20 protein-coding genes are annotated in these 23,836 nt (G+C 76.0%); 10 read left to right on the top strand and 10 right to left on the bottom strand.

Features of this window, described 5'->3' with window-relative positions:
• Window positions 1-7 precede the first annotated feature (7 nt).
• The 4 genes from ACF1ED_RS34330 to ACF1ED_RS34345 form a co-directional block, all read right to left on the bottom strand.
• A complete protein-coding gene (locus ACF1ED_RS34330) occupies window positions 8-616 on the bottom strand; it encodes a hypothetical protein (RefSeq protein ID WP_391767268.1) in 609 nt (202 codons plus the stop codon).
• Window positions 617-702: 86 nt separating this feature from the next.
• Window positions 703-1,527, bottom strand: coding sequence for an MOSC domain-containing protein (locus tag ACF1ED_RS34335; protein ID WP_391767269.1), 825 nt, complete (start codon window positions 1,525-1,527; stop codon window positions 703-705).
• Between the two features lie 53 nt (window positions 1,528-1,580).
• Entirely contained in the window at window positions 1,581-2,099 is a 519-nt protein-coding gene (locus tag ACF1ED_RS34340) for a DUF6643 family protein (RefSeq protein ID WP_391767270.1), read from the bottom strand.
• A 316-nt stretch (window positions 2,100-2,415) separates the two neighbouring features.
• Window positions 2,416-3,645: a glycosyltransferase gene (locus tag ACF1ED_RS34345; RefSeq protein ID WP_391767271.1), complete on the bottom strand. Its 1,230-nt coding sequence runs from the start codon at window positions 3,643-3,645 to the stop codon at window positions 2,416-2,418.
• Between the two features lie 58 nt (window positions 3,646-3,703).
• Here ACF1ED_RS34345 and ACF1ED_RS34350 point away from each other — a divergent pair, with 58 nt between their 5' ends.
• The 6 genes from ACF1ED_RS34350 to ACF1ED_RS34375 all read left to right on the top strand — a co-directional run bounded on the left by ACF1ED_RS34350 (window position 3,704) and on the right by ACF1ED_RS34375 (window position 10,270).
• On the top strand, window positions 3,704-4,501 hold the full coding sequence (locus ACF1ED_RS34350) for a glutamate racemase (protein WP_391767272.1): 798 nt from the start codon (window positions 3,704-3,706) through the stop codon (window positions 4,499-4,501).
• 74 nt (window positions 4,502-4,575) lie between these two features.
• Window positions 4,576-5,136, top strand: a complete 561-nt coding sequence (locus ACF1ED_RS34355; RefSeq protein WP_391767273.1) for a hypothetical protein — start codon at window positions 4,576-4,578, stop codon at window positions 5,134-5,136.
• A gap of 110 nt (window positions 5,137-5,246) precedes the next feature.
• Entirely contained in the window at window positions 5,247-6,860 is a 1,614-nt protein-coding gene (lnt, locus tag ACF1ED_RS34360) for an apolipoprotein N-acyltransferase (RefSeq protein ID WP_391767274.1), read from the top strand.
• Between the two features lie 40 nt (window positions 6,861-6,900).
• Complete coding sequence (locus ACF1ED_RS34365; RefSeq protein ID WP_391767275.1) at window positions 6,901-7,383, top strand: NUDIX domain-containing protein; 483 nt, start codon at window positions 6,901-6,903, stop codon at window positions 7,381-7,383.
• A gap of 55 nt (window positions 7,384-7,438) precedes the next feature.
• Window positions 7,439-8,290: a 3-hydroxybutyrate dehydrogenase gene (locus ACF1ED_RS34370; protein WP_391767276.1), complete on the top strand. Its 852-nt coding sequence runs from the start codon at window positions 7,439-7,441 to the stop codon at window positions 8,288-8,290.
• A gap of 87 nt (window positions 8,291-8,377) precedes the next feature.
• A complete protein-coding gene (locus tag ACF1ED_RS34375) occupies window positions 8,378-10,270 on the top strand; it encodes a helix-turn-helix domain-containing protein (RefSeq protein ID WP_391767277.1) in 1,893 nt (630 codons plus the stop codon).
• Between the two features lie 65 nt (window positions 10,271-10,335).
• Here ACF1ED_RS34375 and ACF1ED_RS34380 read toward each other — a convergent pair whose 3' ends face one another.
• Window positions 10,336-11,700: an MFS transporter gene (locus tag ACF1ED_RS34380; protein WP_391767278.1), complete on the bottom strand. Its 1,365-nt coding sequence runs from the start codon at window positions 11,698-11,700 to the stop codon at window positions 10,336-10,338.
• A gap of 305 nt (window positions 11,701-12,005) precedes the next feature.
• On the opposite strand from ACF1ED_RS34380, the gene ACF1ED_RS34385 reads away from it, so the two are divergent.
• From ACF1ED_RS34385 to ACF1ED_RS34400, 4 genes are all read left to right on the top strand, one after another.
• Entirely contained in the window at window positions 12,006-13,766 is a 1,761-nt protein-coding gene (locus tag ACF1ED_RS34385) for a CoA transferase (RefSeq protein WP_391767279.1), read from the top strand.
• A gap of 322 nt (window positions 13,767-14,088) precedes the next feature.
• On the top strand, window positions 14,089-15,822 hold the full coding sequence (locus ACF1ED_RS34390; RefSeq protein ID WP_391767280.1) for a class I adenylate-forming enzyme family protein: 1,734 nt from the start codon (window positions 14,089-14,091) through the stop codon (window positions 15,820-15,822).
• Window positions 15,823-15,900: 78 nt separating this feature from the next.
• Window positions 15,901-17,157: a nucleotide sugar dehydrogenase gene (locus ACF1ED_RS34395; RefSeq protein WP_391767281.1), complete on the top strand. Its 1,257-nt coding sequence runs from the start codon at window positions 15,901-15,903 to the stop codon at window positions 17,155-17,157.
• A gap of 116 nt (window positions 17,158-17,273) precedes the next feature.
• Window positions 17,274-17,804 (top strand): EF-hand domain-containing protein, encoded by a 531-nt coding sequence (locus ACF1ED_RS34400; protein WP_391767282.1) that lies wholly within the window; start codon window positions 17,274-17,276, stop codon window positions 17,802-17,804.
• Window positions 17,805-17,883: 79 nt separating this feature from the next.
• On the opposite strand, the gene ACF1ED_RS34405 is transcribed toward ACF1ED_RS34400, so the two are convergent.
• From ACF1ED_RS34405 to ACF1ED_RS34425, 5 genes are read right to left on the bottom strand one after another with little or no spacing between them, the layout of a single operon-like run.
• Window positions 17,884-18,327, bottom strand: a complete 444-nt coding sequence (locus ACF1ED_RS34405; protein WP_391767283.1) for a DUF6917 domain-containing protein — start codon at window positions 18,325-18,327, stop codon at window positions 17,884-17,886.
• Entirely contained in the window at window positions 18,324-19,331 is a 1,008-nt protein-coding gene (locus ACF1ED_RS34410) for a Gfo/Idh/MocA family protein (protein WP_391767284.1), read from the bottom strand. Before ACF1ED_RS34410 ends, ACF1ED_RS34405 begins: the two co-directional genes overlap by 4 nt.
• Window positions 19,328-20,479 carry an Ldh family oxidoreductase gene (locus ACF1ED_RS34415; protein ID WP_391767285.1) on the bottom strand — a complete coding sequence of 384 codons (1,152 nt, stop codon included), beginning with the start codon at window positions 20,477-20,479 and terminating at the stop codon, window positions 19,328-19,330. The genes ACF1ED_RS34410 and ACF1ED_RS34415 overlap by 4 nt, the downstream gene beginning before the upstream one ends.
• A complete protein-coding gene (locus ACF1ED_RS34420) occupies window positions 20,476-22,737 on the bottom strand; it encodes a M20/M25/M40 family metallo-hydrolase (protein WP_391767286.1) in 2,262 nt (753 codons plus the stop codon). Before ACF1ED_RS34420 ends, ACF1ED_RS34415 begins: the two co-directional genes overlap by 4 nt.
• Window positions 22,721-23,752 (bottom strand): Gfo/Idh/MocA family oxidoreductase, encoded by a 1,032-nt coding sequence (locus ACF1ED_RS34425; RefSeq protein WP_391767287.1) that lies wholly within the window; start codon window positions 23,750-23,752, stop codon window positions 22,721-22,723. Before ACF1ED_RS34425 ends, ACF1ED_RS34420 begins: the two co-directional genes overlap by 17 nt.
• Window positions 23,753-23,836: the final 84 nt, after the last annotated feature.

The following is a 23,836-nucleotide window of genomic DNA, read 5'->3' on the forward strand; positions in this document are numbered from 1 at the left end:
GGCAGCGTCAGCTCCCGGTGCCGGTCCGCCCCCAGTCGGGGCCGACCGACGCCCACGCGCGGTCCAGTCGCGCGTACCGGCGCAGCCGCAGCCGCCGCATCACCAGCCGCCGGACGAGCTCGACGGCGACTCCGGTGAGGGCGGCCACCATCAGGCCGACGAGGACGGCGTGGGCCCGGGCGGTGTCCCCGGCCAGCGGCGCGGCCACGGGACGGCCGTCCCGGTCGGTCCACAGCTCGAAGGAGTCACCGGGCGCGGAACTGCCCCGGGAGGTGGTGACGGTGCCCGTGCGGGAGGTGCCGTCCGGGGCGGTCCAGCGGGCCACGACCGCCCGCCGGAAGCGCTGTGCGGCCGCCTGTTCGCTCGACGCGGCGGCGCTCGGCGGCGTCGGGGCGGAGCGGAGCACCTGGGCCGTGGTCGCCACGCGCCCGGCCTGCTGGGCGTGGACGGCGCGCTGGAGCGAGCGCTGCGCCGCGGCCCCGGCCGCCCAGCCGGCCGCGGGCGTCGCCACGCACAGCGCGACGGCGGCCACGAGTGCCACCCACGCCTCGACCAGGTCCGTCCCGCGGCGCAGGGGATTGCGCCGCCAGCGCCAGAGTCCGGTGACCGCGCGCATGTCAGGAACCCCCTCGTTCGTCGCTCCTCCGACGAGTGTGCCCGCGGGGTGCGCGGTTCGCCTGTCGAGCGGGGAGGGGGCCGGGCTCAGTCGAGGATCTTCACCGGGTCGCCGACGCGGACGGTCCCCCGGTCTTCCGGGACGAGGTTCTGGCCGAAGACGAGCTTCCCGTTCAGCTTCCGGTGCCGGCCGAGCGTCCGCAGGGGCTCCTTGCCGCGCGCGGCGGTGAGCTGGTCGGTGGTGGTCACCACGCACCGGCCGCACGGCTTGGCCACCCGGAAGGTCACCTCGCCCACGGCGAGCCGGGTCCAGCCGTCCTCCGCCCACGCCGCGGTGCCGTCGACGACCAGGTTGGGCCGGAAGCGGCTCATGGGCAGCGGGCCCTCGTGGGCGTGGTCGCCCTGCTCGACCAGGGCGTTCAGCGCGTCGAGGGAGGCGGTGGAGGTGACGAGCAGCGGGTAGCCGTCGGCGAGGCTGACGGTCTCGCCGGGCCGCGCGTGGGCGGGGTCGACCGGGCGCCGGTGCTCGGGCGCGTCCAGGTGTACGAGGCGCGCGTCGGTCTCCAGGTAGGCGGAGAACCAGGCGGCGGCCGCCGCACCGGCCGGCACCGTCTCCACGGCCTGGTCGAAGATGTCCGTGGTCAGCGTGGCCGAGGGCTCGGGCACCGCGACCACGAGCGGCTCGCGGCCGGGCGCGGTCAGCCGCAGGCCGCCGTCCGGGAGGGGTTCGGCGGACGCGAGGGCGAGCCGGGGGTGACGGCGCTGGGTCATGACCGTGCCGCGGGCGTCGACCACCGCCCAGCGGCGGTCGTGCGCGAGGCCCCAGGGCTGCACCTCGGCCTCCGCGCGGTCGAGCGCGCGCAGGGCCTTCACCGGGTGGACGTGGACGGAGCGGAGGACGGGATCAGCCATGGACCCAATCCTGCCAGCCGCTCCGTCCCCGGGGAGACGGGCTCCGCGGCCCGTCAGTAACCGCCGCCCTGGTAGGGGCGGTTGTACGGGTCGTGGTACTGCGCGGGGGCCGGGACCGGCGCCGGTGCGGGGCGCGCGGCGGCCGGGCGCATCGCCTCGTAGCCGGTGGCCATCGGGCGGGCCGGCTGCGGGACCGGTCCCCCCGGGTAGCCGCGCGGCGGCGCGGGCTGCTGCGGGATGTACGGCGTGGGCGCAGGCTGCAGCGGCGCGGGCGCCATCTGCATCTGCGGGGCCGGCTGCGGGTATCCGTAGCCGCCGCCGTGGTACGCGGGCGCCGGCTGGGGGGACGGCGCGGACGGGAGGGCGGGCAGGGCCGCCGGGAGCGCCGGCAGGTAGGAGCCGGTCGGCGCGGGCGCCGGGTAACCGACGGGGGCCTCGTACGCGGCGGGCACTCGGATCGGGGCGATCTGAGGCGTGCCCCGCTCCGCGACCAGGGAGTCGTAGATAGGGGTGTCCGAGAAGGACGGCGCGGTGTGGTAACCGCCTCCATAGCTGGAGCGGGGGGAGGTCATGGCACATAAGTTAAGCCCACGATCTGCTGATTGGGGAGCCCGCTCAACAGCTTCTTTGACGGGCTTCCGGCGGCCGTGGATCCCCAATCAGAGCGAACGTGCCAAAAACGGGCACGCGACTGTCCCATGATCGCGCAAAACCCGAGCTGAGAGGGGGTTACCGATGGGTCGGCCCGACCGGCGCCGAACCTCCGGTCCGGTATGAAGAACGGATAAAGAAAAGGCGACCGGAAGGAGTGAAAGAAGTGATCTTGGGTACGCCGAATCGTCAATCCGGCACCGAAGGGCAGGATGTACACGCGCCGAATTCGCCGTGTTACTCCCCGTGTCGGGGAGTGAATTCCGCGTCCCGTGCCGCCGTCCGGCCTCCCGGGTGGACCCGCCCCTTCCAGGCCCCGCCCCGCCCGCGGTGGTGGAGCACCGCCGAATCCACCGTCATCACCAGATAGAGCGAGGCAGTGAACGGCAGCAGCGGAGCCGTCCACACCGGCTGGCGGTAGTGGCGGAGCATCGGCGCGTACGTCCCCGCCATCACCGCCCACGCCGCCCCGCCCGCCCACGCCGCGGGCGCGTCCCCGGCCGCGAGTCCCGCCGCCAGCGCGGCCGGCGGCACCAGATAGACGAGCGCGAGCCCGGCGACCGTCCCCAGGAGCAGCGACGGGCGGTAGCGGAGCTGGGCGTACGCGCTCCGCGTCACCATCCGCCACAGCTCCCCGAGTCCGGGATAGGGGCGCACCGAGTCCACCCCCTCGGCCAGCCCCAGCCAGATCCGCCCGCCGGCCGCCCGCACCGCCCGTGCCAGCGACACGTCGTCGATCACCGCCGTGCGGATCGTGTCCGGCACCCCGGCCGCCACCGCCGTCTCCGTCCGCAGCAGCACGCACCCCCCGGCCGCGGCCGTCGCGCGCGGCCGGTCGGCGTTGATCCAGCGGAAGGGGTAGAGCTGGGCGAAGAAGTAGACGAAGGCCGGGACCACCAGCCGCTCCCAGAAGCCCGCCGTCCGCAGCCGGGCCATCTGCGAGACCAGGTCCCGGTCGTCGTCCAGGGCCGCGGTCACCAGCCGGCGCAGGCTGTCGGTCCCGTGGGCGATGTCCGCGTCGGTGAGGAGGAGGAACTCCGGCCCCCGCGCGCGTGCCAGCGCCATGCCGTGCCGCAGCGCCCACAGCTTCCCCGTCCACCCCGGTCCCGGCTCGCCCGGCGACACCACCGTGAGCGGCAGCCCGCCGTGGCGCGCGGCCAGCTCGCCGGCCAGCCGTCCCGTCCCGTCCGTGCTCCCGTCGTCCACCAGGATCACCTCGGCCCGGCCCGGATAGTCCTGGGCCAGCAGCGACGGCAGGCTCAGCGGCAGCACCCCGGCCTCGTCCCGCGCCGGGACCACCACCACGACACCGGGCCACCCCTCCGCCCCCGCGTGCGCGTGGCCGCCGCCGGGGCGCCCCGGGTTCCGGGGCAGGCGCTGGTCCGTGCGCCAGAAGAAGCCCTGGCCGAGCAGGAGCCAGAGCCAGACGAGCAGGGAGGCGCACGCGAACCAGGCAAAGGTGCTCATTCGCCGCAGTCTGCCCCAGAACGCCGGGCCCGCGGGGCCCATCGGCTAGGGTGACCGGGTGAAGATCGCGCTCATGGACTCCGGAATCGGCCTCCTCGCGGCGGCCGCCGCGGTGCGCCGGCTCCGCCCGGACGCCGAGCTGCTGCTCTCCAACGACCCCGACGGCATGCCGTGGGGACCGCGTACCCCCGAGGACCTGACCGGCCGCGCCCTGGCCGTCGCCCGGGCCGCCGCCGACCAGGGGCCGGACGCGCTGATCGTGGCCTGCAACACCGCCTCCGTGCACGCCCTCCCCGCCCTGCGCGCCGCCCTCGAACCGGCCGTGCCGGTCATCGGCACCGTCCCCGCGATCAAGCCGGCCGCCGCGGCCGGGGGCAAGGTCGCCATCTGGGCGACCCCCGCCACCACCGGCAGCCCGTACCAGCGCGGGCTCATCCGCGAGTTCGCCGCGGGCGCCGAGGTCACCGAGGTGCCCTGCCCCGGCCTCGCCGACGCCGTCGAGCGCGCCGATCCCGAGGCCGTCGACCGGGCCGTCACCGCCGCCGCCGGACTCACCCCGCCCGACGTCCGCGCCGTCGTCCTCGGCTGCACCCACTACGAACTGGTCGAGGACCGGATCCTCGCCGCCCTGGCCCCCCGCCGCCGCCCCGGTCTGCCGCCCCTCGTCTTCCACGGCTCCGCCGACGCCGTCGCCGCCCAGGCGCTGCGCCGCGTCGGCGCCGAACCGGCCCCCTCGGCGGCCCCGACCGGAACCCTCTCCGTCCTGCTGAGCGGACGCCCCGGGCCGCTCCCCGCCGCCGCCCTCGCGTATGCCGCCGGCCGCCTCCTGGCCGCCGCCCCGGCCCCCTCGCTCTGAGCCGTCACTCAGGGTGACCGGAGCGCTCCACTTCGGCGCGCTGAAACCGGACATAGCCGGGTAATATTCCCGATATGAGGAAGAAATCCCGGCAGGAGGGCACCGGCGGGCTCCGGCCCGCCGTCTGGACCGGCCGCGCGACCAACCGCTTCCAGTGGGTCGCCGCCGCGGCCGGTGCCGCCTTCCTGGCCCTCGGGATCGCCCTCGCCGTCGCATCCCCCTGGACCTCCGGCGTCACCGCCCTCGTCATGGCCGTCTTCGGCTGCGTCGCCGCCGGACTCCTCGTCCTCTTCGGCACCCTCGCCTTCGTCCACGTGGAGGTCCGCGTCGACGAGCGGGCCATGGAGGTCCGCTGCGGCCACATCGGCCTCCCGCGCCGCACCATCCCGCTCGCCGAGGTCGTCGAAGCCGACTACGCCCCCCGCGTCACCCCCCGGCACTGGGGCGGCTGGGGCTACCGCTGGCGCCCCGACCGGGACACCGCCGTCGTCGTCCGCCGGGGTGAGGGCCTGGTGGTGCGCCTCGCCGACGGGCGGAGCTTCACCGTCACCGTCGACGGCGCGGAAGGAGCGGTGGACTCCATCCGCGGCCACCTCCGCCGCCCCGCCCCGCCGCAGACCCCCGCAGGCGCCTGACCGGCACGCGCGCGCAGCGGGTGGCACGGCCCCGGAGGCCCGGGCGCGGGGCCCGGCCCCGCACCGTGCCGGGCCGGGCGTCAACAGGCACGCCCCGTACACTCCGCAAGGTGAGCACCACCATCACCCCCGAGGCGGCCGGAGCCGCCGACGACGCGTCCGCGACCGACGACCGGCCGCGCCGGTTCGCCCGGGCCGCGCGGTTCGTCCGCCCCGGAGCGGCCCTGCTCTCCGGCGTCCTGCTCTACCTGAGCTTCCCGCCGCGGCCCCTGTGGTGGCTCGCGCTGCCCGCCTTCGCCCTCCTCGGCTGGAGCCTGTACGGCCGCCGCCTCCGGGCCGGCTTCGGCCTCGGTCACCTCGCCGGACTCGGCTTCCTCCTGCCGCTCCTCGTCTGGACCGGCGAGGAGGTCGGCCCGGTGCCGTGGCTCGCCCTCGCCGCCGTCGAGGCCCTCTTCGTCGCCGCCGCCGGACTCGGCATCGCCGCCGTCTCCCGGCTGCCCTGGTGGCCGGTTTTCGCCGCCGGGGTGTGGATCCTCGCCGAGGCGGCACGCGCGCGCGTGCCCTTCGGCGGCTTCCCCTGGGGCAAGATCGCCTTCGGCCAGGCCGACGGCGTCTTCCTCCCGCTCGCCGCCGTCGGCGGCACCCCCGTCCTCGGCTTCGCCGTCGCCCTGTGCGGCTTCGGCCTCTACGAGGCGGTCCGCGTGTTCCGCCTCCACCGCGCCACCGGCACCGTCCCGCGCGGCCCGCTGGCCGCCGCCGCGCTCTCCGTCCTGGTCCCGGTCACCGGCGCCTTCGCCGCCCTGCCCCTGGTCAGCGACGCCCCCGAGGACGGCACCGCCACCGTCGCCGCGATCCAGGGCAACGTCCCCCGGCTCGGCCTCGACTTCAACTCCCAGCGCCGCCAGGTGCTCGACAACCACGCCGCCCGCACCCGCGAACTCGCCGCGGAGGTGAAAGCCGGGACCAAGCCCCAGCCGGACTTCGTCCTGTGGCCGGAGAACTCCTCCGACATCGACCCCTACGCCAACCCGGACGCCGCCGCCGTCATCGAGGGGGCCGTCGAGGCCGTCAAGGCGCCCACGGTCGTCGGCGCCGTGATCGCCCCGCCCACCGGCAAGCTCCGCAACACCCTCATCCAGTGGGAGCCCGGCCGCGGACCCGTCGCCACCTACGACAAGCGGCACGTCCAGCCCTTCGGCGAGTACATCCCGATGCGGTCGGTCGTCCGCCTCTTCAACAGCAACGTGGACCGCGTGGCCCGCGACTTCGGCGCGGGCACCGAGGTCGGCGTCTTCGACCTGGCCGGCACCGAGGTCGGCCTCGCCACCTGCTACGAGGCCGCCTTCGACTGGGCCGTCCGCGACACCGTCACCCACGGCGCGCAGCTGCTCACCGTCCCCAGCAACAACGCCACCTTCGGCCGCAGCGAGATGACCTACCAGCAGCTCGCCATGTCCCGCGTGCGGGCCGTGGAACACAGCCGCTCCGTGGTCGTCCCGGTCACCAGCGGCGTCAGCGCGATCATCCGTCCCGACGGCGAGATCGTCTCCCGGACCGCCATGTTCACCCCCGACTACCTGGTCGAGGAGGTCCCCCTGCGCTCCACGCTGACCCCCGCGACCCGGCTCGGCACCCTCCCGGAGGCCCTGCTCGCCGCCGTGGCGGCCGCCGGACTCGGCTGGGCCGCCGCCCGCGCCGTACGGGCCCGCCGCACGCGGTCCTGACCCCGGGGGCCGCCCGGGACGATGATCTAGGGTCGGTCGCATGGCTACCCCTGACTTCATCCGCGAACTGCGCAAGACCGCCGGGCACCAGCTCCTCTTCCTGCCCGGGGTCAGCGCCGTCGTCCTCGACGACCGGGGCAGGGTGCTGCTGGGCCGCCGCGCCGACAACGGCGCCTGGTCCGTGATCGGCGGCATCGTCGAGCCTGGCGAGCAGCCCGCGGACGGGGCGGTCCGCGAGGTCGAGGAGGAGACCGGCGTCGTGTGCGTGGCCGAGCGGGTCCTCCTCGTCGAGACGCTGCGCAAGCCGGTCGTCTACGGCAACGGCGACATCTGCCAGTTCATGGACGTGACCTTCGCCTGCCGGGCCGTCGGCGGCGAGGCCCGGGTCAACGACGACGAGTCGACCGACGTCGGCTGGTTCGAGACCGACGCCCTCCCCGAGATAAAGCGCTTCTCCCTCCGGCGGATCGAGAAGGCCCTCGCCGACGAACCCACGTGGTTCCGCACCACAGGCCGCGGCTGAAGTATGGGCCGGGCGCACATCGGTGCGGCCCCGGCCCGTTCATAGGGTGCGGAGCATGAGCGCCCCCGACACCGCCGCCGGCACCCCCGCGTCCGGCCCGGCCGGCCACCCCGCCCCGGCAGGGCCGCCGCGCCCGGCGGCCCTCGACCTCGACCTCGGCGGCCGCACCGCGCTCGTCACCGGCGCGGCCGGCGGCATCGGCAGCGCCTGCGCGCTGCGCCTCGCCGCCGCGGGCGCCCGGGTCAGAGCCGTCGACCGCGCGGCCGAGGGCCTGGAGGAACTCGCCGCCCGGGCCGGCGGCCTCCCGGGGGCCGTCGAACCCCACCTCCTCGACCTCACCGACCTGGACGCCGCCGAGGAGGCCGCGACCGGCGCCGACATCGTCGTCAACAACGCCGGCCTCCAGCTCGTCCGCCCCATCGAGTCCTTCCCGCCCGAGGCCTTCCACACCGTCCTCACGGTGATGCTGGAGGCCCCGTTCCGGCTCATCCGGGGCGCCCTGCCGCACATGTACGCCCAGGGCTGGGGCCGCGTCGTCAACCTCTCCTCCGTCCACGGACTGCGCGCCTCCCCCTTCAAGTCGGCGTACGTGGCCGCCAAGCACGGCCTGGAGGGGCTCTCCAAGACCGCCGCCCTGGAAGGCGCCCCGCACGGCGTCACCTCCAACTGCGTCAGCCCCGGCTACGTCCGCACCCCGCTCGTCGAACGGCAGATCGCCGACCAGGCCGCCGTCCACGGCATCCCCGAGGACCGCGTCCTCACCGAGGTCCTGCTCAAGGACTCCGCCCTCAAGCGCCTCGTCGAACCCGAGGAGGTGGCCGAGGCCGTCGCCTACCTCTGCACCCCGCAGGCCGCCTTCATCACCGGAACCTCCCTCGCCCTCGACGGCGGCTGGACCGCCCACTGACGGCCCCGGCCCCCCGGACAGGAGTTGTCCACAGGAAGTCGTCCACAGGGTGGTGCCGGCCCACCTCCGGCAGGTATCCCTGTGTCCATGTCCCACGAACACGTCTCCTATCTGGAACTCCTCGCCCGGGGAGCCGCCACGGAGGCATACGACCGGCCCGTGCTCCTCGCCCGCGCGAGCGGCGCGGGGCCCGAAGCGCTGGCCGGGCTCGAAGAGGCCAAGCAGCTCGCGCTGCGGGTGCGCGCCGAGCTGGAGGGCCGGCGGCGGCGCGAGGCCGAGCTGTCCGCGCTCTTCGCCACCGCCCACGACCTCGCGGGACTCCGTGACCTCGACGCCGTGCTGCGCGCCATCGTCCAGCGCGCCCGCTCCCTCCTCGGCACCGAGGTCGCCTACCTGAGCCTCAACGACCCGGCGGCCGGCGACACCTACATGCGGGTCACCGAGGGCTCCGTGTCGGCCCGCTTCCAGCAGCTGAGGCTGGGCATGGGCGAGGGGCTCGGCGGTCTTGTCGCCCAGACCGCCCGGCCGTACGTCACCGACGACTACTTCGACGACGCGCGCTTCCAGCACACCCGCACCATCGACACCGCGGTCCGCGACGAGGGCCTGGTCGCCATCCTCGGCGTGCCGCTCAGCCTCGGCAGCCAGGTCATCGGCGTGCTCTTCGCCGCCGACCGCAGGGCCAGGGTCTTCGAGCGCGAGCAGGTCGCCCTCCTCGGCTCCTTCGCGGCCCACGCGGCCGTCGCCATCGACACCGCCAACCTGCTCGCCGAGACCCGCTCCGCCCTCGCCGAGCTGGAGCGGGCCAACGACATCATCCGCGAGCACAGCGCCGTCATCGAGCGCGCCTCCGAGGTCCACGACCGCCTCTCCGAGCTGGTGCTGCGCGGCGGCGGCGTCCACGACGTCGCCGAGGCCGTCTCCGAGGTCCTCGGCGGCACCGTCGAGTTCACCGAGACCACCGCCGGCGCCGCCCGCCGGGCCGGCGGACACGCGGTCAGGGACGGCGACGACTGGGTGGCGGCCGTCTCCGCCGGCGGCGAGCACCTGGGCGCGCTCGTCCTGCGCGGCCGGCCCGGCCTCGACCCCGTCGACCTGCGCACCCTGGAGCGGGCCGCGCTCGTCACCTCCCTGCTGCTGCTCGCCCGCCGCTCGGCCGGCGAGGCCGAACAGCGGGTACGGGGCGAGCTCCTCGACGACCTCCTCGACGCCCCCGACCGCGACCGCCGCCTGCTGCGCGAGCGCGCCGCCCGCCTCCGCACCGACAGCGCCGCGCCGCACGTGGTGCTCGCCGCCGGCATCGACCGGGCGGGCCCCGCCGGCCGGGCCGAGCCGCAGGGCCGGGAGGGCGCCGACCGGCAGCGCCTGTGGTCCGCCGCCTCCCACCTCGCCGCCACCCGCAGCGGCCTCGCCTCCGCCCGGGACGGGGGCACGGTCCTCCTGCTGCCGCTGCGCCCCGGGGAGGACGCCGCCGAACTGGCCCGCCAGGCCGCCCGACACCTCGGCGGCGCCCTGAGCGAACCCGTCACCGTCGGCGCCTCCGCGCCCGTGCGGGCGCCCCTCGACCACCCCGACCAGGTGGCCGCCGCGTACCAGGAGGCCCGCCGCTGCCTCGACGCGCTCCGGCTGCTGCACCGCGCGGGCGAGGGCGCGGCGGCCGAGGACCTCGGCTTCCTCGGGCTACTGCTCGCCGACGGGCGGGACATCGGCGGCTTCGTGGAGCGCACGATAGGCCAGGTCGTCGCCTACGACGGGCGCCGCGGCACCGACCTGGTGCGCACCCTGGACGCGTACTTCGCCTGCGGCATGAGCCCGGCCCGCACCAAGGACGACCTGCACGTCCACGTGAACACGGTGGCCCAGCGGCTGGAGCGGGTGGGCCGGCTCCTCGGCCCGGACTGGCAGTCGCCCTCCCGTGCCCTGGAGATACAGCTGGCGCTCCGCCTGCACGCCCTGTCCTCGGCCGTCTCCCGCGACTGACCCGGTACGGCGAAGGCCCCGCGCTCCCCTCCCGGGGCGCGGGGCCGGCTCTCCGCCCGGAGGGGTCAGACGTCGGCGCCGACGCGGGCGGGCGCGGCGCTCGGTCCGTCGGCCCCGGCCAGGTCGGCGTTGCGGGTCTCCCGGGCGCAGGCGACGGCCACCACCGTGAGCAGCGCGGCGGCGATCACGTACAGGGCGATCGGGGTCGAGCTGTCGTACTCGGTGAGGAGCGCCGTCGCGATCAGCGGGGCGGGCGCGCCGGCCGCGACGGAGGAGAACTGGGCGCCCATCGAGGCGCCGGAGTACCGCATCCGGGTCGCGAACATCTCGGAGAAGAACGCGGCCTGCGGGGCGTACATGGCACCGTGCAGGACCAGGCCGACGGTCACGGCGAGCAGCAGGCTGCCGAAGGACCCCCGGTCGATGAGGGCGAAGAAGGGGAACATCCAGGCGCCGACGCCGACCGCGCCGATCAGGTACACCGGGCGGCGGCCGATCCGGTCGGAGAGCGCGCCCCAGAGCGGGATGACGGCGAAGTGCACGGTGGAGCCGATGAGGACGGAGTTGAGCGCGGTCTGCTTGGACAGGCCGACCGAGGTGGTCGCGTAGACGAGGATGAAGGCGGTGATGACGTAGTAGGAGATGTTCTCGGCCATGCGGGCGCCCATCGCGATGAGGACGTCCTTCCAGTGGTCGCGCAGGACGGCGACGAGCGGCGGCTTCTCGGCGCCGCCGGCGGCCCCGCGCTCCTCGGCGGCGGCGAGCGCGGCCTTGAAGACCGGCGACTCGTCGACGGAGAGCCGGATCCACAGGCCGACCATCACCAGCACGCCGGAGAGCAGGAAGGGGATGCGCCAGCCCCACGAGGTGAACGCCTGCTCGGACAGCAGCGCGGTCAGCGCCGACAGCACACCGGTGGCGAGCAGCTGGCCGGCCGGGGCGCCGGTCTGCGGCCACGACGCCCAGAAGCCCCGCCGCCTCGCGTCGCCGTGCTCCGACACCAGCAGCACGGCCCCGCCCCACTCGCCGCCGAGGGCGAAGCCCTGCACCAGCCGCAGCGCGGTGAGCAGCAGCGGGGCGGCCGACCCCACCGTCGCGTGCGTGGGCAGCAGACCGATCGCGAAGGTGGCCCCGCCCATCAGCAGCAGGCTCAGCACCAGCAGCTTCTTCCGCCCGAGCCGGTCCCCGTAGTGCCCGAACACCAGCGCGCCGAGCGGCCGGGCGGCGAAGCCGACGGCGTAGGTGAGGAAGGAGAGCAGCGTGCCGACGAGGGGGTCCGACTCGGGGAAGAACAGCTCGTTGAAGACGAGCGCGGCGGCGGACCCGTAGAGGAAGAAGTCGTACCACTCGATGGTGGTGCCGATCAGGCTGGCGGCGACGATGCGCTTGAGGGGTCCGGGGGGTGTGGGAGCGGTTGTTGCGGCGGCCATGTGCACCACTTCCAGGCAGGTACGGGGGACGTCCGGGTGTCGCCACACCGTAGGAACACGCAGGTCACCGTCGTATGTGGTGGGACACCATAGTTCCGGACGGCGCGATGCGCGCCACCGCCATGGCGGCCGCCCCCGGCGCCGGAGCGCCACCGGACAGCCTTGCGAGCGCTGCTCCTTGCGGATGAAGCGGGGCCGGCGCCGTGCCCCCGGCCGCCCTCCCTCCGTTCACATCCGGAGGAAAAGATCGTTTCGAGCGGGAGAGGGACGGCGATGCGGCGAGGCGGGGAAGGCGGTCGGCGTACGTGAGCCTGCCCGAGGAGGCCGGTGTCAGGGCCCCGTCCACGCCCGCAGGTACCGCCCGGACCGTCGCCCGGCAGCTGCTCGGGCACACCCTCGGAGCCCTGCCCGGCGCCGCCGCCGACCGCCCCTCGTGGACCGTCGGCGGCGCGGGACCGGTCGGCGTCGACGCGGGGGACGAGCGCGCCGCGCAGGCCGCCTGCGGTGTCATGCACGTGCACGGCCGGGCCACCGGAGCCCCCGCGCCGCTCGCCGCGGACTACGTCTCCACGGTGACCGGCGTGCTCGCCGCGCAGGGCGTCACGGCGGCCCTGTTCGCCCGTGCCCAGGGCCGCCCCCCGCTGCGCACCGGAACCTCCCTCGCCCAGGGCGCGCTCCTCACGGTCACCCAGTACCTGGCCGCCGCCACCACCCCGGACGACGACCCCGCGCCGCCCGCCGCCGCCGGACTCGCGACGCTCGTCACCGCCGACGGCGCGCGCGTCGAGATCGAGACCCTCGACCCCGCGGCCTGGGCCGGGTTCTGGAGCCGATTAGGCGTGCCGCCCCGCACCGCCGGACGCGGCTGGCTGCCCTTCCAGTCCCGCTTCGGGACCGCCGTCTGCCCCCTGCCCCCCGAACTCCCCGCCGCCGTCCTGGCCCACTCCCTGGAAGCCGTGCGCGCCGCGGGCGCCGCGCACGGCGTGTCGGTCGTCCGGGTGGGGGAGACGACGGCGCCACCGCCCGGCCTCGCCCCCTGGACGGTCGAACCGGCCCTCCTCGACGGCCCCGCGCCGGTGACCGCGACCGCACCCGCCGGTGACGCGGCGCTGCCGCTGGCCGGCGTCCGGGTCGTCGAATCGGCCCGCCGCGTCCAGGGCCCCATGGCCGGACACGTCCTGCGGATGCTCGGCGCCGAGGTGGTCCGCGTCGAGCCCCCCGGCGGCGACCCCCAGCGCGCGCAGCCTCCGGTCGCCGGAGGCTGTTCGGTCCGGTTCTCCGCGCTCAACCACGACAAGTCCGTCGTCGAGGCGGACCTCACCACCCGGCGGGGGCGGGACGCCGTCGGCGAACTGGCCGCCGGCGCCGACGTCTTCCTGCACAACTGGGCCCCCGGCAAGGACCGGGCCCTCGGCCTGGACGCCGACGCGCTGCACGCGCTCAACCCCCGCCTCGTGTACGCCTCCGCCTCCGGCTTCGGCACCGCCCTCGGTCCGGTCCCGCCGATCGGCACCGACTACCTCGCCCAGGTGCACGGCGGCCTCGCCGCCGCGCTGCGCCCCGCGGACGAGGCCCCGGCCCCCTCCCTGATGACCGTCACCGACGTCCTCGGGGGCCTGGTCCTGGCCCAGGCCGTCCTCGCCGGACTCCTGGCCCGCGAGCACACCCGCCGGGGCTGCCGCGCGAGGTCCTCGCTGCTCTCCGCCGCCGCTCTGGTCCCCCGCGCGGACCGGCGGATCGCCCTCTCCCCGCTCGACCGCCCGCTGCCCACCGCCGACGGACTGCTCTGTCTGGGGGCCGAGGCGCGGTCCAGGCCCGGGGAGGTCGCCCGGACCGTCGGCGCCGCCGGCGCCGGCACCGTGGGGGAGCGGCTGCGCGGCCGGACGACCGAGGCGTGGCTGGCCGAACTGCGGGCGGCGGGACTGCCGTCCGTCGCGGTCCGCACCGACCTGGCCGCCCTCGCCGCCGAACCGGCCTTCGCCCGGGCGGTCCTCCCGCCCGACGCGCGCCTTCCGTACGCCCGCCCCGCCGCGCCCTGGACGTTCACCGAGGAGACCTCCGCGTGACGCGCCCCCACGGTCCTCGGGACGACTTCCGCGCTCCTTCCGCCGTCCCCGCGCCCGCGCCCGCGTCGGCGCCCGTGCCGGGCCGGGCGCCGATATCCGGCGGGCCGGTGCCCACGGCCGTCCTTCCGCGCTGACGGAACCCGTCGCCGCGGACCGCCCCGCGCCCGTGCCGGCGCGGCCGGTCCGCCTCGCCCGCCCGTGGCACCGGCGCGCCTCCACGCGCCGGTGCCCGCCCGTGTCGGCCCGTCAGAAACCCGCCCGCCGCCCCCGGGCGAGTCCGTCCTGCGCGCGGCTCGCCCCGTTCGACGTGAAGGCAGAACCGATGACCGCGACGCACACCGTGCGGGAAGCTCCCTGGCGCTCCCGGAACGGCCTGGAGCTGCCCGACCGGGTCCCGCGTGCCGACCGCAAGGCGTGGGAGGCCCGGGGCCTGTGCCCGGACGCCGACCTCTTCACCCTCTTCCGGGAGAACGCCCTGGCCGCCCCGGACCGCGAGGCGCTGGTGGACGACCGCGGCACCCTCACCTACGCCGAGCTGTACGCCGAAGTGCTCCGCGTCGCGGGCCTGTTCGCGGAGGCGGGGCTCGGCGCCCGCGACGTCATCGCCCTCCGGCTGCCCAACGGCCGCCGGGCCGCCGTGGCGGAACTGGCCGTCTACGCCCTCGGCGCGGTCGCGCTGCCCTACCCGCTCGGCGGAGGGGTCAGGGACACCCGCAGCCTGCTCGCCCGCTCCAGGGCGGCCGGAGCCGTCCTCGGCGAGCCCGAGGACATCGAGGCGGCGGCCGGACTCCCTCGGCTGCGGGCCGTGTTCACCACCGCGTCCACCGCGCCCCCCGGAGTGCGCCGACTGGACCGGACCGCGCCCGGCGGGACGTTCCGGCCGGCGGAGCCGCCCGCCGCGGCCACCGCGCCGGCCCGGCTCCTCGTCTCCTCCGGCTCCGAGACCGAGCCGAAGATGGTCGCCTACAGCCACCAGGCGATGGCCGGGGGCCGGGCCGCGTACGTCAGGGCGCTGGCCGGCTTCCCCGCCGGAACGCCCCGGTTCCTCGTCCTCGTCCCGCTGGCCTCCTCGTACGGATCGCTGGGCGTCCCGGTCGCGCTCGCCGCGCTCGGCGCGACCCTGATCGTGCGCGAGCGGTTCGACGCCCGCGAGGCCCTCCGGGCGGTCGCCGACGACCGGCCCACCCACGTCTTCGGGGTGCCGACCATGCTGCGCCGGATGGCCGACCTCCCCCGCCTGCCGGGGGAGGACACCACCGGTCTGCGGGCCCTCGTCTCCAGCGGCGCCGCGCTGCCCGCCTCGACCGCGACCGCCTGCCGGGAACGTTTCGGCGTGCCGGTCGTCACCGTGTACGGCTCCTCGGACGGCGTCAACTGCCACACCGCCGAACCGGGCGGAGGGACGGCGGGCACTCCCGACCCCACCGTGGCCGCGATCCGGATCGTCCGCCCGGACGGCACCCCGGCGGCTCCGGGGGAGCCCGGCGAGATCCAGGCCAAGGGGCCGATGACCCCGCTGTGCTACGTGGGCGCGCCCGAACTCGACGCCCGCTACCGCACGCCCACCGGCTGGGTCCGCTCCGGCGACCTCGGGGCACTCGACGCGGAGGGGCGGCTGCGGGTGCTCGGCCGTCTCAAGAACGTGGTGATCAGGGGTGGTTACACGATCAGCCCGGCCGAGGTGGAGCACGAGCTGGGCGCCGACCCCCACATTGCCGAGGCGGTGTGCGTGCCCGTGCCGGACGAGGAGTTCGGGGAGCGGCTCTGCGCGTGCGTACGGCCGGCCCCGGGAGCGCCCGCGCCGTCCCTGGACTCTGTGACGGACCGCCTCCGGGCCCGGGGGCTGGAGCGACGGAAGTTCCCCGAGTACCTGCTGGTGCTCGACCGGATGCCGCTCAGGCCCACGGGCAAGGTCTGCCGCCGCACCCTCGCCGCCCGCGCGGCGGAGGCCCTGGGGAACCCCGCGCCGCCCGGCGCGACGGTCCGCGTGAACTTGAAAGCAGAAGGTTTCACTCATGCGGGGGAAGAAGGGGATTCATTGCGCGATACCCCGTAACCGCGTGTAATCCTGTTACTGCAAACGGAATCTTTGATTCAACTTCGCCGTTCGGAGTGAATCACGGGGGAGCGACGCATGTTCACAGAAGTCGCCGTGGTCGGTCTCGGCTACGTCGGTCTTCCGCTGGCCCGCAGGGCCTGCGAGGCGGGGCTGGCGACCGTCGGCTACGACATCGGCGCCGACGTCGTCGAGGGGCTGGACCGGGGGCGCTCCCACATCGAGGACATCCCCGACGAGGACATCGCCGCGATGTACGCGGCGGGGTTCCGGGCCGGAACCGATCCCGGCATCCTCGCGGGTGCCCACACCGTCGTCATCTGCGTGCCCACCGGCCTCACCGAGTCCGGCGAACCGGACCTGCTGCCGCTGACCTCGGCGGTTCGCACCGTGGCCCGCCACCTGGAACCCGGCGTGCTGGTCTGCGTCGAGTCCACCAGCCACCCGGGCACCACGGAGGAGATCGTCCGGCCCCTCCTCGAAGCGCACGGACTGCGCGTCGGCGAGGACTTCCACCTGGCGTACTCCCCCGAGCGCATCGACCCCGGCAACCGCCGCTACAGCCTGCGCACCACACCGAAGGTCGTCAGCGGCTGCACCACCCTCTGCGCCAAGCACGCCACCGCGTTCTACGAGCGGCTCGTCGACGAGGTCGTCGTCGCCGCCGGGACCCGGGAGGCGGAGATGGCCAAACTCCTCGAGAACGCCTACCGGTACGTCAACATCGCCCTGGTCGACGAGATCGCCGTCTACTGCGACCGGGTCGGCATCGACATCTGGGACGTGCTGCGCTGCGCGGACACCAAGCCCTTCGGCTTCACCGCGTTCAGGCCCGGCCCCGGAGTCGGCGGCCACTGCATCCCCGTCGACCCCCGCTACCTGATGACCCACGCCGCCGCACAGGGCTTCACCTTCCGCACCCTGGGCGCCGCCCGCGCCGTCCTCGACGCGATGCCGGAGCACGTCGCCGAACGCGCCCGGGACCTGCTCGTCGAAGCCGGCAAGGACCCCGCCGAAGCCCGCGTCACCCTGCTCGGCGTCGCCTACAAGGCCGACATCTCCGACACCAGGGAGTCACCGGCCTACGCCGTGGCCCGCGCGCTCGGCGCCCTCGGCACCCGGCTCACCTACCACGACCCGTACGTCGAGCGCTTCGAGGTGGACGGCATCCCCGTCCCCCGGCAGCGTTCGCGCGCCCACGCCCTCACCGGCAGCGACCTGGTCGTGCTCCTCCAGGAGCACGCCGAGTACCGCTCCGCCGACTGGGACCTCGCCGCCTGCCCCGTCCTGGACACCCGGGGCGCCGCGGAGGGCAGACGCGTGGTGCGGCTCTGACGCCGCGTCACGCCCCGTAGATCTCCGGCCCGGTCACCCGTCCGTGACCAGGACCGCGGGAAGGACCGTCCGGACGCCCGTCCGAACGGCAGCATTTGGAATCACAAGGAGAAATCATGGCCACGGCAGTCGCTCAGGACCGTCTGGTGAAGCGCTTCGAGAAGTGGGACACGGACAACAACGGCGTGCTGGAGGTCTCGGACTTCGTCACCGAGGCCGCCAAGATCGCCTCCGCCTTCGGCGAGAACCCCGACTCCGCGAAGGGCGCCCAGCTGCGCGACGGCTTCATCGCGATGTTCGGGCTCCTCGCCGCCAAGGCGGGCGTGGCGGAGCAGGGCCCGCTCAGCCGCACCCAGTTCCTCCAGGCCGCCGGTGAGGTCGTCGAGGGTGGCGCCGCCACCTTCAACCCGGTCCTCGGCCCGGTCACCAAGGGCATCGTCGCCCTGGCCGACAAGGACAACGACGGCGTCATCGACGAGGCCGAGTTCGCCGTGTGGCTGAAGGCGATCGGCCTGGGCGAGAAGGAGGGCCGCGCGGCCTTCCAGCAGATCGACGCCGACGGCAGCGGCACGCTGTCCGAGGCCGAGCTGCTCGACGCGGTGCGTCAGTTCCACACCGGTGAGCTCGACGTCGAGCTGCTCGGCTGAGTCCGGCACCGGAGCGGACAGCGGCCGGCCGGCACCCCTCAGGGGGAGCCGGCCGGCCCTTCTCCGTGTACGGACCCGCTCACCCGGACGGCACGAAGAGCACGGGGGTCTCCGGCACGAGCCCCAGGGACCGGCCGGTCAGCAGCCGGGGGGCGTGGACCACGATGTTGTAGTGGTTGGGCAGGTGGCAGCCGTCGAAGCCGAGCACGGCGCCGACCGGCTCGCCGCCGATCAGCACCCGGTCCCCCCGGTCGAGGACGCCGCCGTTCTCCAGCTCCACGAAGCCGAGGAAGCCGACCCGGTCCACCCGGGCGCCCGGCTCGTCGGTCCACCGGTCGGTCGTCAGCAGCTCGTGCACCTCGCCGCGGCGGACACAGCGGGCCGCGAACGGCTCCAGGGCCATGCCCCGGTCCGTACGCTCGTGCAGCAGCACCTTGACCAGCGTGCCGCGCACCGCTCGCTTGGCGCCGTTCTCGTGCCGGCCGGAGTCCAGGGACGGCGAGGGGGCGGGGAGGGCGGTCATCGGGGCTCCGGTCGCGGGGCGGGGCGGGGTTCCCGGGCGGCGCGCGGCGCCGGGAGACCGGACGAGGCCTCCATGGCGTAGACGGCGGCGACCAGTTCGAGCGCGGCCAGGCCGCCCTCGACGGCCCGGGACGGGTCCGGCAGGTCGCGCAGCGCGGCGACGTCCCGCAGGACGCCCTCGTACTCGTGCCACAGCGACTCCTTGAAGGCGGGCCGGCCGCCCAGCATGTCCGCCGAGAGCTCGGTGCCGTCGTCGAGACGCACCACGACGTCCTTCACCTCCCCGGGGTACGACCAGTCCAGCTCCACCCGTCCCCGCCCGCCCGGCCCCGCCAGCTCGACCACGGCCTGCCGGTCGGTGCCGGCCGCGTCCCGCACCACCTCCGCGGCCACGACCTCCGACGGCGTCTCGCCCAGCAGCAGCCGGACCAGGTCGAAGGCGTTGGGGCCGTTGTCCGCGACGCAGCCGCCGCCGCAGCGGGCCGGGTCCAGGTACCAGGTGTCCGCCCCGATGTGCTCCTCGATCCGCTCCAGGTAGCGCACCGTGACCGACTCCACCCGCACCGGCGAGTCCCGGCCGGGCAGCCGGTCGAGCAGGGCCAGGACGCGGTCGTTGTAGCGCCGGTGGAAGGCCGTGAGGACCGGGACGCCGTACTCCCGGGACAGCGCCGCCAGCCGCCGGCCCTCCGCCGGGTCCAGGGCGAGCGGCTTCTCCACGCACACCGGCACCCCGGCGCGCAGCGCGTCCGCGCACACCTCGGCGTGCGCGTGGTTGGGCACGGCGACGACCAGGGCGTCCAGCGCGCCGGCGGCGAGCATCGCCCGGTGGTCGGTGTGGCAGGCGGCCCGGCCGCGGAACGGCTCCAGGGCCTCCTCACGCAGGTCGCAGACGGCGGCGACCTCCCACTCGGGCATCCGCTCGGCGGCGGCCGCGTAGAAGCGGGAGATCACGCCGAGTCCGGCGATGCCCAGCCGCAGCGGCTCGTCCTCCGGGGGCGGGGTCACCGGTCCTCCTCGGGGGCGAGCGGGAGCCGGAGCCCGAGGGCGGTCAGTTCGGCGTGGAGCGGGGCGGAGAGCGGGACGCCGCAGGCGCGCCGCCGCTCGGCGCGCTCGGCCTCCGGGTGCCCGGGGTAGCGGACCGGTCCCCGGCCCGGCTGCGGAGGGCAGTCCAGTACGGTGCCGAACATCGCGCGGGCGTCGTCGTCGAAGCCGTCGCGGAGCGCGCCGGGGGCGATGGCGAGGACGAGGAAGCCGATGTCGTCGTCGGTGCCGCCCGGCCTGCCGTCGCCCTCCAGGGCGGCGGGGGTGGGGCCGGTGGCCGCGCCGGGCAGCACGGCGGCCAGCAGTTCCACCGCCAGTCCGAGGCCGAAGCCCTTGAAGGCGCCGGTGGCGGGGGTGCCGCCGAGCCAGCCCAGCCAGGCCTCGCCCCGGTCGTAGGCGCCGGCGTCCCGCACCGGGTGCCCGGCGTCGTCGGTGAGCCAGCCCTCGGGGGCCTCCCGCCCGTCGCGGGCCGCGGTGCGGATCCGGCCGGTGGGGACGACGGTGGTGCTCATGTCCAGGACGAACGGGCGTCCCTCCACGGCCGGGGCCGCCACGCTCAGCGGATTGGTCCCCAGCAGGGCGGCGGCGCCGAGCGGCGGGCGGGCGATGCGCTGCCCGCCGCAGTTGGAGGCGACGACGCCGATCATGCCCCGGTCGGCGGCCCGCTTCGCGTGGACGCCCGCGCAGCCGAAGTGGGTGGCGCCCCGCACCGACACGAGGCCGATGCCGGAGCGGGCCGCGCGCTCGGCCGCGAGGTCCATCGCCTCCGACGCCGCCCACAGCCCGAGCGCCCGCCGGTGGTCGAGGACGACGCAGGCGCCCAGGTCGCGCAGGACGCGCGGTTCGGCGGCGGGGTCGGCGCCGCCGGACTCCAGGAGCGGCCGGTACAGGCGGCCCAGGTTGAACACGCCGTGCGAGTCCATGCCGGTCAGGTCGCCGTAGCAGAGCGCCTCGGCGGCGAGCCGGGCCCGGCCCCCGGGGACTCCGAGCCGGGCGAAGAAGGCGGCGGTCTCGTCGAGCAGCGTCTCGTACGCGACGGTCACCTCCCGCCCGTCACCGGGCGCCGGGCCGGCGCTCCGGGGTACGGCGCCGTCGGACAGCGTGGACGTCATGCGGTTCCTGCTTTCTCGGTGGAGACCGGTGCGGCGCGGTGCTCCGCGCCGTACCGGAGGTCGTCGGCGAAGGCGGTCAACAGCGCGGCCGTGCGGGCCGCGAACGCCTCCAGGTCGGCCAGGTCGACGAACTCGCCGGGCGCGTGCGCCCGGTTGGCGTCCAGCTCGCCCGGGCCGAACACCGTGGTGAAGGCGGAGTCCGCGCCGTCGAGCCAGATCGCGTCACAGGTGAAGCCCGGCTCGTCGTCGGGCCAGCGGGCGATGCCCGCCCGGGCCAGCAGCTCCTCGCCCCAGGCGGGTTGGGCGCCGAGCGCGGGCAGTCCGCGCTTCTCCCACTCCAGCCTGGTGATCCGGGCCGCGTCGGCCGCGGTCCGCGCGAAGAGGGGGATGCCGGAGAAGCGGGCGGTGAACTCCCGCAGCCCCTCGTCGAGGGCGCGGGCGAGCGCCCGCTCGACGGCGGCGCCGGCCTCCGCGGTGGCGTACGCCAGGTTGAGCAGCAGACTGCCGGTGCCGTGCACCTTGTTGTGCAGCGTGCCGGTGTGCAGCCCCGCCACGCAGACCGTGGGCGGGGGACCCCCGGAGGGGGCCGGGCCGAGGGCGGCGGCGAGGTGCTGGGCCAGGAAGCCGAGCAGGACGGTGGCGTTGTGCCCGGCGCCGGGCCGGTCGTCGACGGCGTCCTCGCCGTCGACCGTGACGCGGGCGGTGGCGGCGGCCGTCGCGCGGGGCAGGTGGCGCAGCCCGGTCGGCTCGCAGAACACGTTGAGCCTTCCGACGTGCCCGGCCTCCACGAGCGGCCGGGTGCCGAAGGTGCCCAGCGCCCCGCCCTCCTCGCCCGCCACCGCCTGCACCAGCACCGTCACGTCCCGGCCGATCGCCGGGTGGTCCGCGGCGGCGGCCTCGACACCGGCGAGCAGCGCGACCGCCGGGCCCTTCGCGTCGACGGCGCCCCGGCCGTGGAAGCGGACCCCGTCGTACGCGGGGGGCTCGCCGCCCGCGACGGTGTCCAGGTGCACGTTGAACATCACCGTGCGCTCGCGGGGCAGTTCGGGGCCGAGGCGCAGCAGCAGGCTCGGCTGGCGCTCCAGGAACGACGGGTCGGCGGCGACCGCGCGCCGTACGGGCCGCGGGGTGTCGTCGCGCAGCACCACCCCGGGGGCGGGGGAGCCGAGGCTCACCGTCTCGAATCCGATCCGCGCCGCCGCCGTGGCGTAGGAGCGCAGGGCGGCCGTCAGGTGGTGGGGCGCGTCGGGGCCGGTCTCCAGGGGGCCCGCGGTGGGGGTGTGCAGCAGGTGGAGCAGCAGGCCGGTGTCGACGCGGCCCGGTCGGGGGGGTTTCGGCACCTGGCCGGGGGCGGCGGCCGGGGCGGGGACCGTGCCCGGGGAGAGGGCGGCGGGGGTGGACAGCGGTGGGACGGGCAGGGCGGCCAGGCGGCGGGCGGCCCGGACGAACGGGCCCGCCGTGTCGGTGCCCTCGCCCCGGACCCCGGCGTGCGGGACCACCGCCAGATGGGGTTCGAGGGAGTACGCCCCCCGGTAGCCGTGCTCCTCCAGGAGCCGCACGCAGTCCGCGACCCGGGCGACGCCCTCGCCGGGCAGGGTGTAGACGGCCTCGCCGGGACGGTCGCCGGGCAGCGCGTCCTTGACGTGGACGTGGGCGACGTGCGGCAGCAGCCGTGCGAGGAGCGCGTGGCCGTCGTACCCGTACGGCACGCCGTTGCCGATGTCGAAGAGGACGCGCAGCGCCGGGCTGTCCACCTCGGCGAGCATCCGGAGCGTGCGGGAGGCGTCGGAACCGGCCCAGCCGGCGCAGTTCTCGTGGAGCAGTTCGACGCCGAGCCGCTCCGCGCGGCGGGCCAGCCGGCGCATGCGGTCGATCGCCTCGGCCGCCCACTCCTCCTCGGGCAGTCCGCCGTCGGTCCACGACATGACGCGCAGGCTGCGGCAGCCCAGCACCCGCCCGTGCTCGGCGAGCCGCTCCAGCTCCTCCAGGTCGGCGGAGAAGGGGCCGGTGACCGGGCGGGCCCAGTTGCCGATGCGGGAGTCGAGGCAGACCACGCCGAGGTCCGCCGCGTGCAGCCGCTCGGCCGCGTCCCGTACGGCCGGTGCGGACAGCTCGGCCAGCGCGGTGCCGTCGAGGCTGCGCAACTCCAGCGCGGACCAGCCCAGTTCGCGGGCGACGGCGATCTGTTCCGCCAGGCCGGGGGCCGCCTCGTCGCCGATGCCGGTGATCCGGCCGGTCAGGTCAACGGGCCGCGACACGGGGTGCCTCCTCGTGTCGCTCGCCGGCCGGGTCGGCCGCGCACCGCCGCTTGGCCTCGCCGAGGAGCCGCACCACCTCGGTGTGCAGGGCGAAGTCCGCGTCCCAGGTGGGGTCTTCGGCCGGGGCGTCGGCGAAGCGGGTGTACGCCCGGTGCAGGAAGGCGGTCAGCGCGTCGTCGCGGAACACCTCCAGCCGCCCGTCGACGTCGAGCTGGACGTGGTCGTCGGCGTCGCTCGGGGCGAAGTGGCCGACGGCGGTGCCGTGGTCGAAGGCGAGGGCGACCCGGCGCTCCCGCACCGGTGCGGTGAGGTCGGAGTGGAGGCGGGTCCGCACGCCGTTCGCGTGGAGCAGTTCGAGGAGCGCGGAGCCCAGGCCGGGGCGGACCGCACGGCCGATCCGCAGGTCCGTCAGGCGGGCCCCGGTGACCTCGGCCGGCCCCGCCAGCGACAGGACCAGGCCGAGCGAGTGCGGCAACTCCACGTCGAACGCCGTGGGATGGCCGTCGTCGGTGCGCAGCGAGCGGGTGAAGCGCGGCTTGTGCTGGGTGACGTCGATGCGCCGCAGCCGCCCGAGCGTGCCCGCGTCGATCAGCGCGCGCAGGCGGTCGGCCAGGCCGGAGGCGGGCCAGTGCGCCACCACGGCGAGGCGCAGTCCGTGCCGGGCCCGCAGTTCGGCGACGGCGGCCCGCTCCGGGTCGCCGGTGGCCAGCGGCTTCTCCACGATCAGGTCGCGGTAGCCGGCGGCGCAGAGCTCGGCGAGGACGGCGGGGCGGCTGTCGGGCGGGGTGCACAGGTGGACGACGGCGCGGTCCGGGGGCAGCAGGGCCCGCGCCTCGGCCAGGGTCGGGGTGACGGTGACGCCGTCCGGCACCGGGGCCCGCTCCCCGGGCCGGGGGTCGACGGCGACGACCGGTCCCCGCCAGAGGTCCGGTGCCCGGTCGCGGGCGGCGCGCAGGGCCCGCAGGTGCAACCCTGAGCCGGCACGGCCCAGTCCGACGATCAGGGGCTGCTTCATACGGTTGTTCCATTCCGATGGTTCGGGCGGGGCGCAGCGAAGAATCTCTCCGTGCCGCGCGACATCGGTCAAGGAAATCGGAGG

It is taken from the genome of Streptomyces sp. NPDC014656, from assembly GCF_043084305.1.
Classification (GTDB): Bacteria; Actinomycetota; Actinomycetes; order Streptomycetales; family Streptomycetaceae; genus Streptomyces.

What these genes read in the sequence shown, in the direction of transcription:
- ACF1ED_RS34340 (WP_391767270.1), bottom strand. Translation starts at nt 2,099, where the DNA reads ATGACCTCCCCCCGCTCCAGCTATGGAGGCGGTTACCACACCGCGCCG.
- ACF1ED_RS34335 (WP_391767269.1), bottom strand. Translation starts at nt 1,527, where the DNA reads ATGGCTGATCCCGTCCTCCGCTCCGTCCACGTCCACCCGGTGAAGGCC.
- ACF1ED_RS34365 (WP_391767275.1), top strand. Translation starts at nt 6,901, where the DNA reads ATGGCTACCCCTGACTTCATCCGCGAACTGCGCAAGACCGCCGGGCAC.
- ACF1ED_RS34355 (WP_391767273.1), top strand. Translation starts at nt 4,576, where the DNA reads ATGAGGAAGAAATCCCGGCAGGAGGGCACCGGCGGGCTCCGGCCCGCC.
- ACF1ED_RS34380 (WP_391767278.1), bottom strand. Translation starts at nt 11,700, where the DNA reads ATGGCCGCCGCAACAACCGCTCCCACACCCCCCGGACCCCTCAAGCGC.
- ACF1ED_RS34330 (WP_391767268.1), bottom strand. Translation starts at nt 616, where the DNA reads ATGCGCGCGGTCACCGGACTCTGGCGCTGGCGGCGCAATCCCCTGCGC.
- ACF1ED_RS34345 (WP_391767271.1), bottom strand. Translation starts at nt 3,645, where the DNA reads ATGAGCACCTTTGCCTGGTTCGCGTGCGCCTCCCTGCTCGTCTGGCTC.
- ACF1ED_RS34400 (WP_391767282.1), top strand. Translation starts at nt 17,274, where the DNA reads ATGGCCACGGCAGTCGCTCAGGACCGTCTGGTGAAGCGCTTCGAGAAG.
- ACF1ED_RS34425 (WP_391767287.1), bottom strand. Translation starts at nt 23,752, where the DNA reads ATGAAGCAGCCCCTGATCGTCGGACTGGGCCGTGCCGGCTCAGGGTTG.
- ACF1ED_RS34375 (WP_391767277.1), top strand. Translation starts at nt 8,378, where the DNA reads ATGTCCCACGAACACGTCTCCTATCTGGAACTCCTCGCCCGGGGAGCC.
- ACF1ED_RS34390 (WP_391767280.1), top strand. Translation starts at nt 14,089, where the DNA reads ATGACCGCGACGCACACCGTGCGGGAAGCTCCCTGGCGCTCCCGGAAC.
- ACF1ED_RS34395 (WP_391767281.1), top strand. Translation starts at nt 15,901, where the DNA reads ATGTTCACAGAAGTCGCCGTGGTCGGTCTCGGCTACGTCGGTCTTCCG.
- ACF1ED_RS34415 (WP_391767285.1), bottom strand. Translation starts at nt 20,479, where the DNA reads ATGACGTCCACGCTGTCCGACGGCGCCGTACCCCGGAGCGCCGGCCCG.
- ACF1ED_RS34405 (WP_391767283.1), bottom strand. Translation starts at nt 18,327, where the DNA reads ATGACCGCCCTCCCCGCCCCCTCGCCGTCCCTGGACTCCGGCCGGCAC.
- ACF1ED_RS34370 (WP_391767276.1), top strand. Translation starts at nt 7,439, where the DNA reads ATGAGCGCCCCCGACACCGCCGCCGGCACCCCCGCGTCCGGCCCGGCC.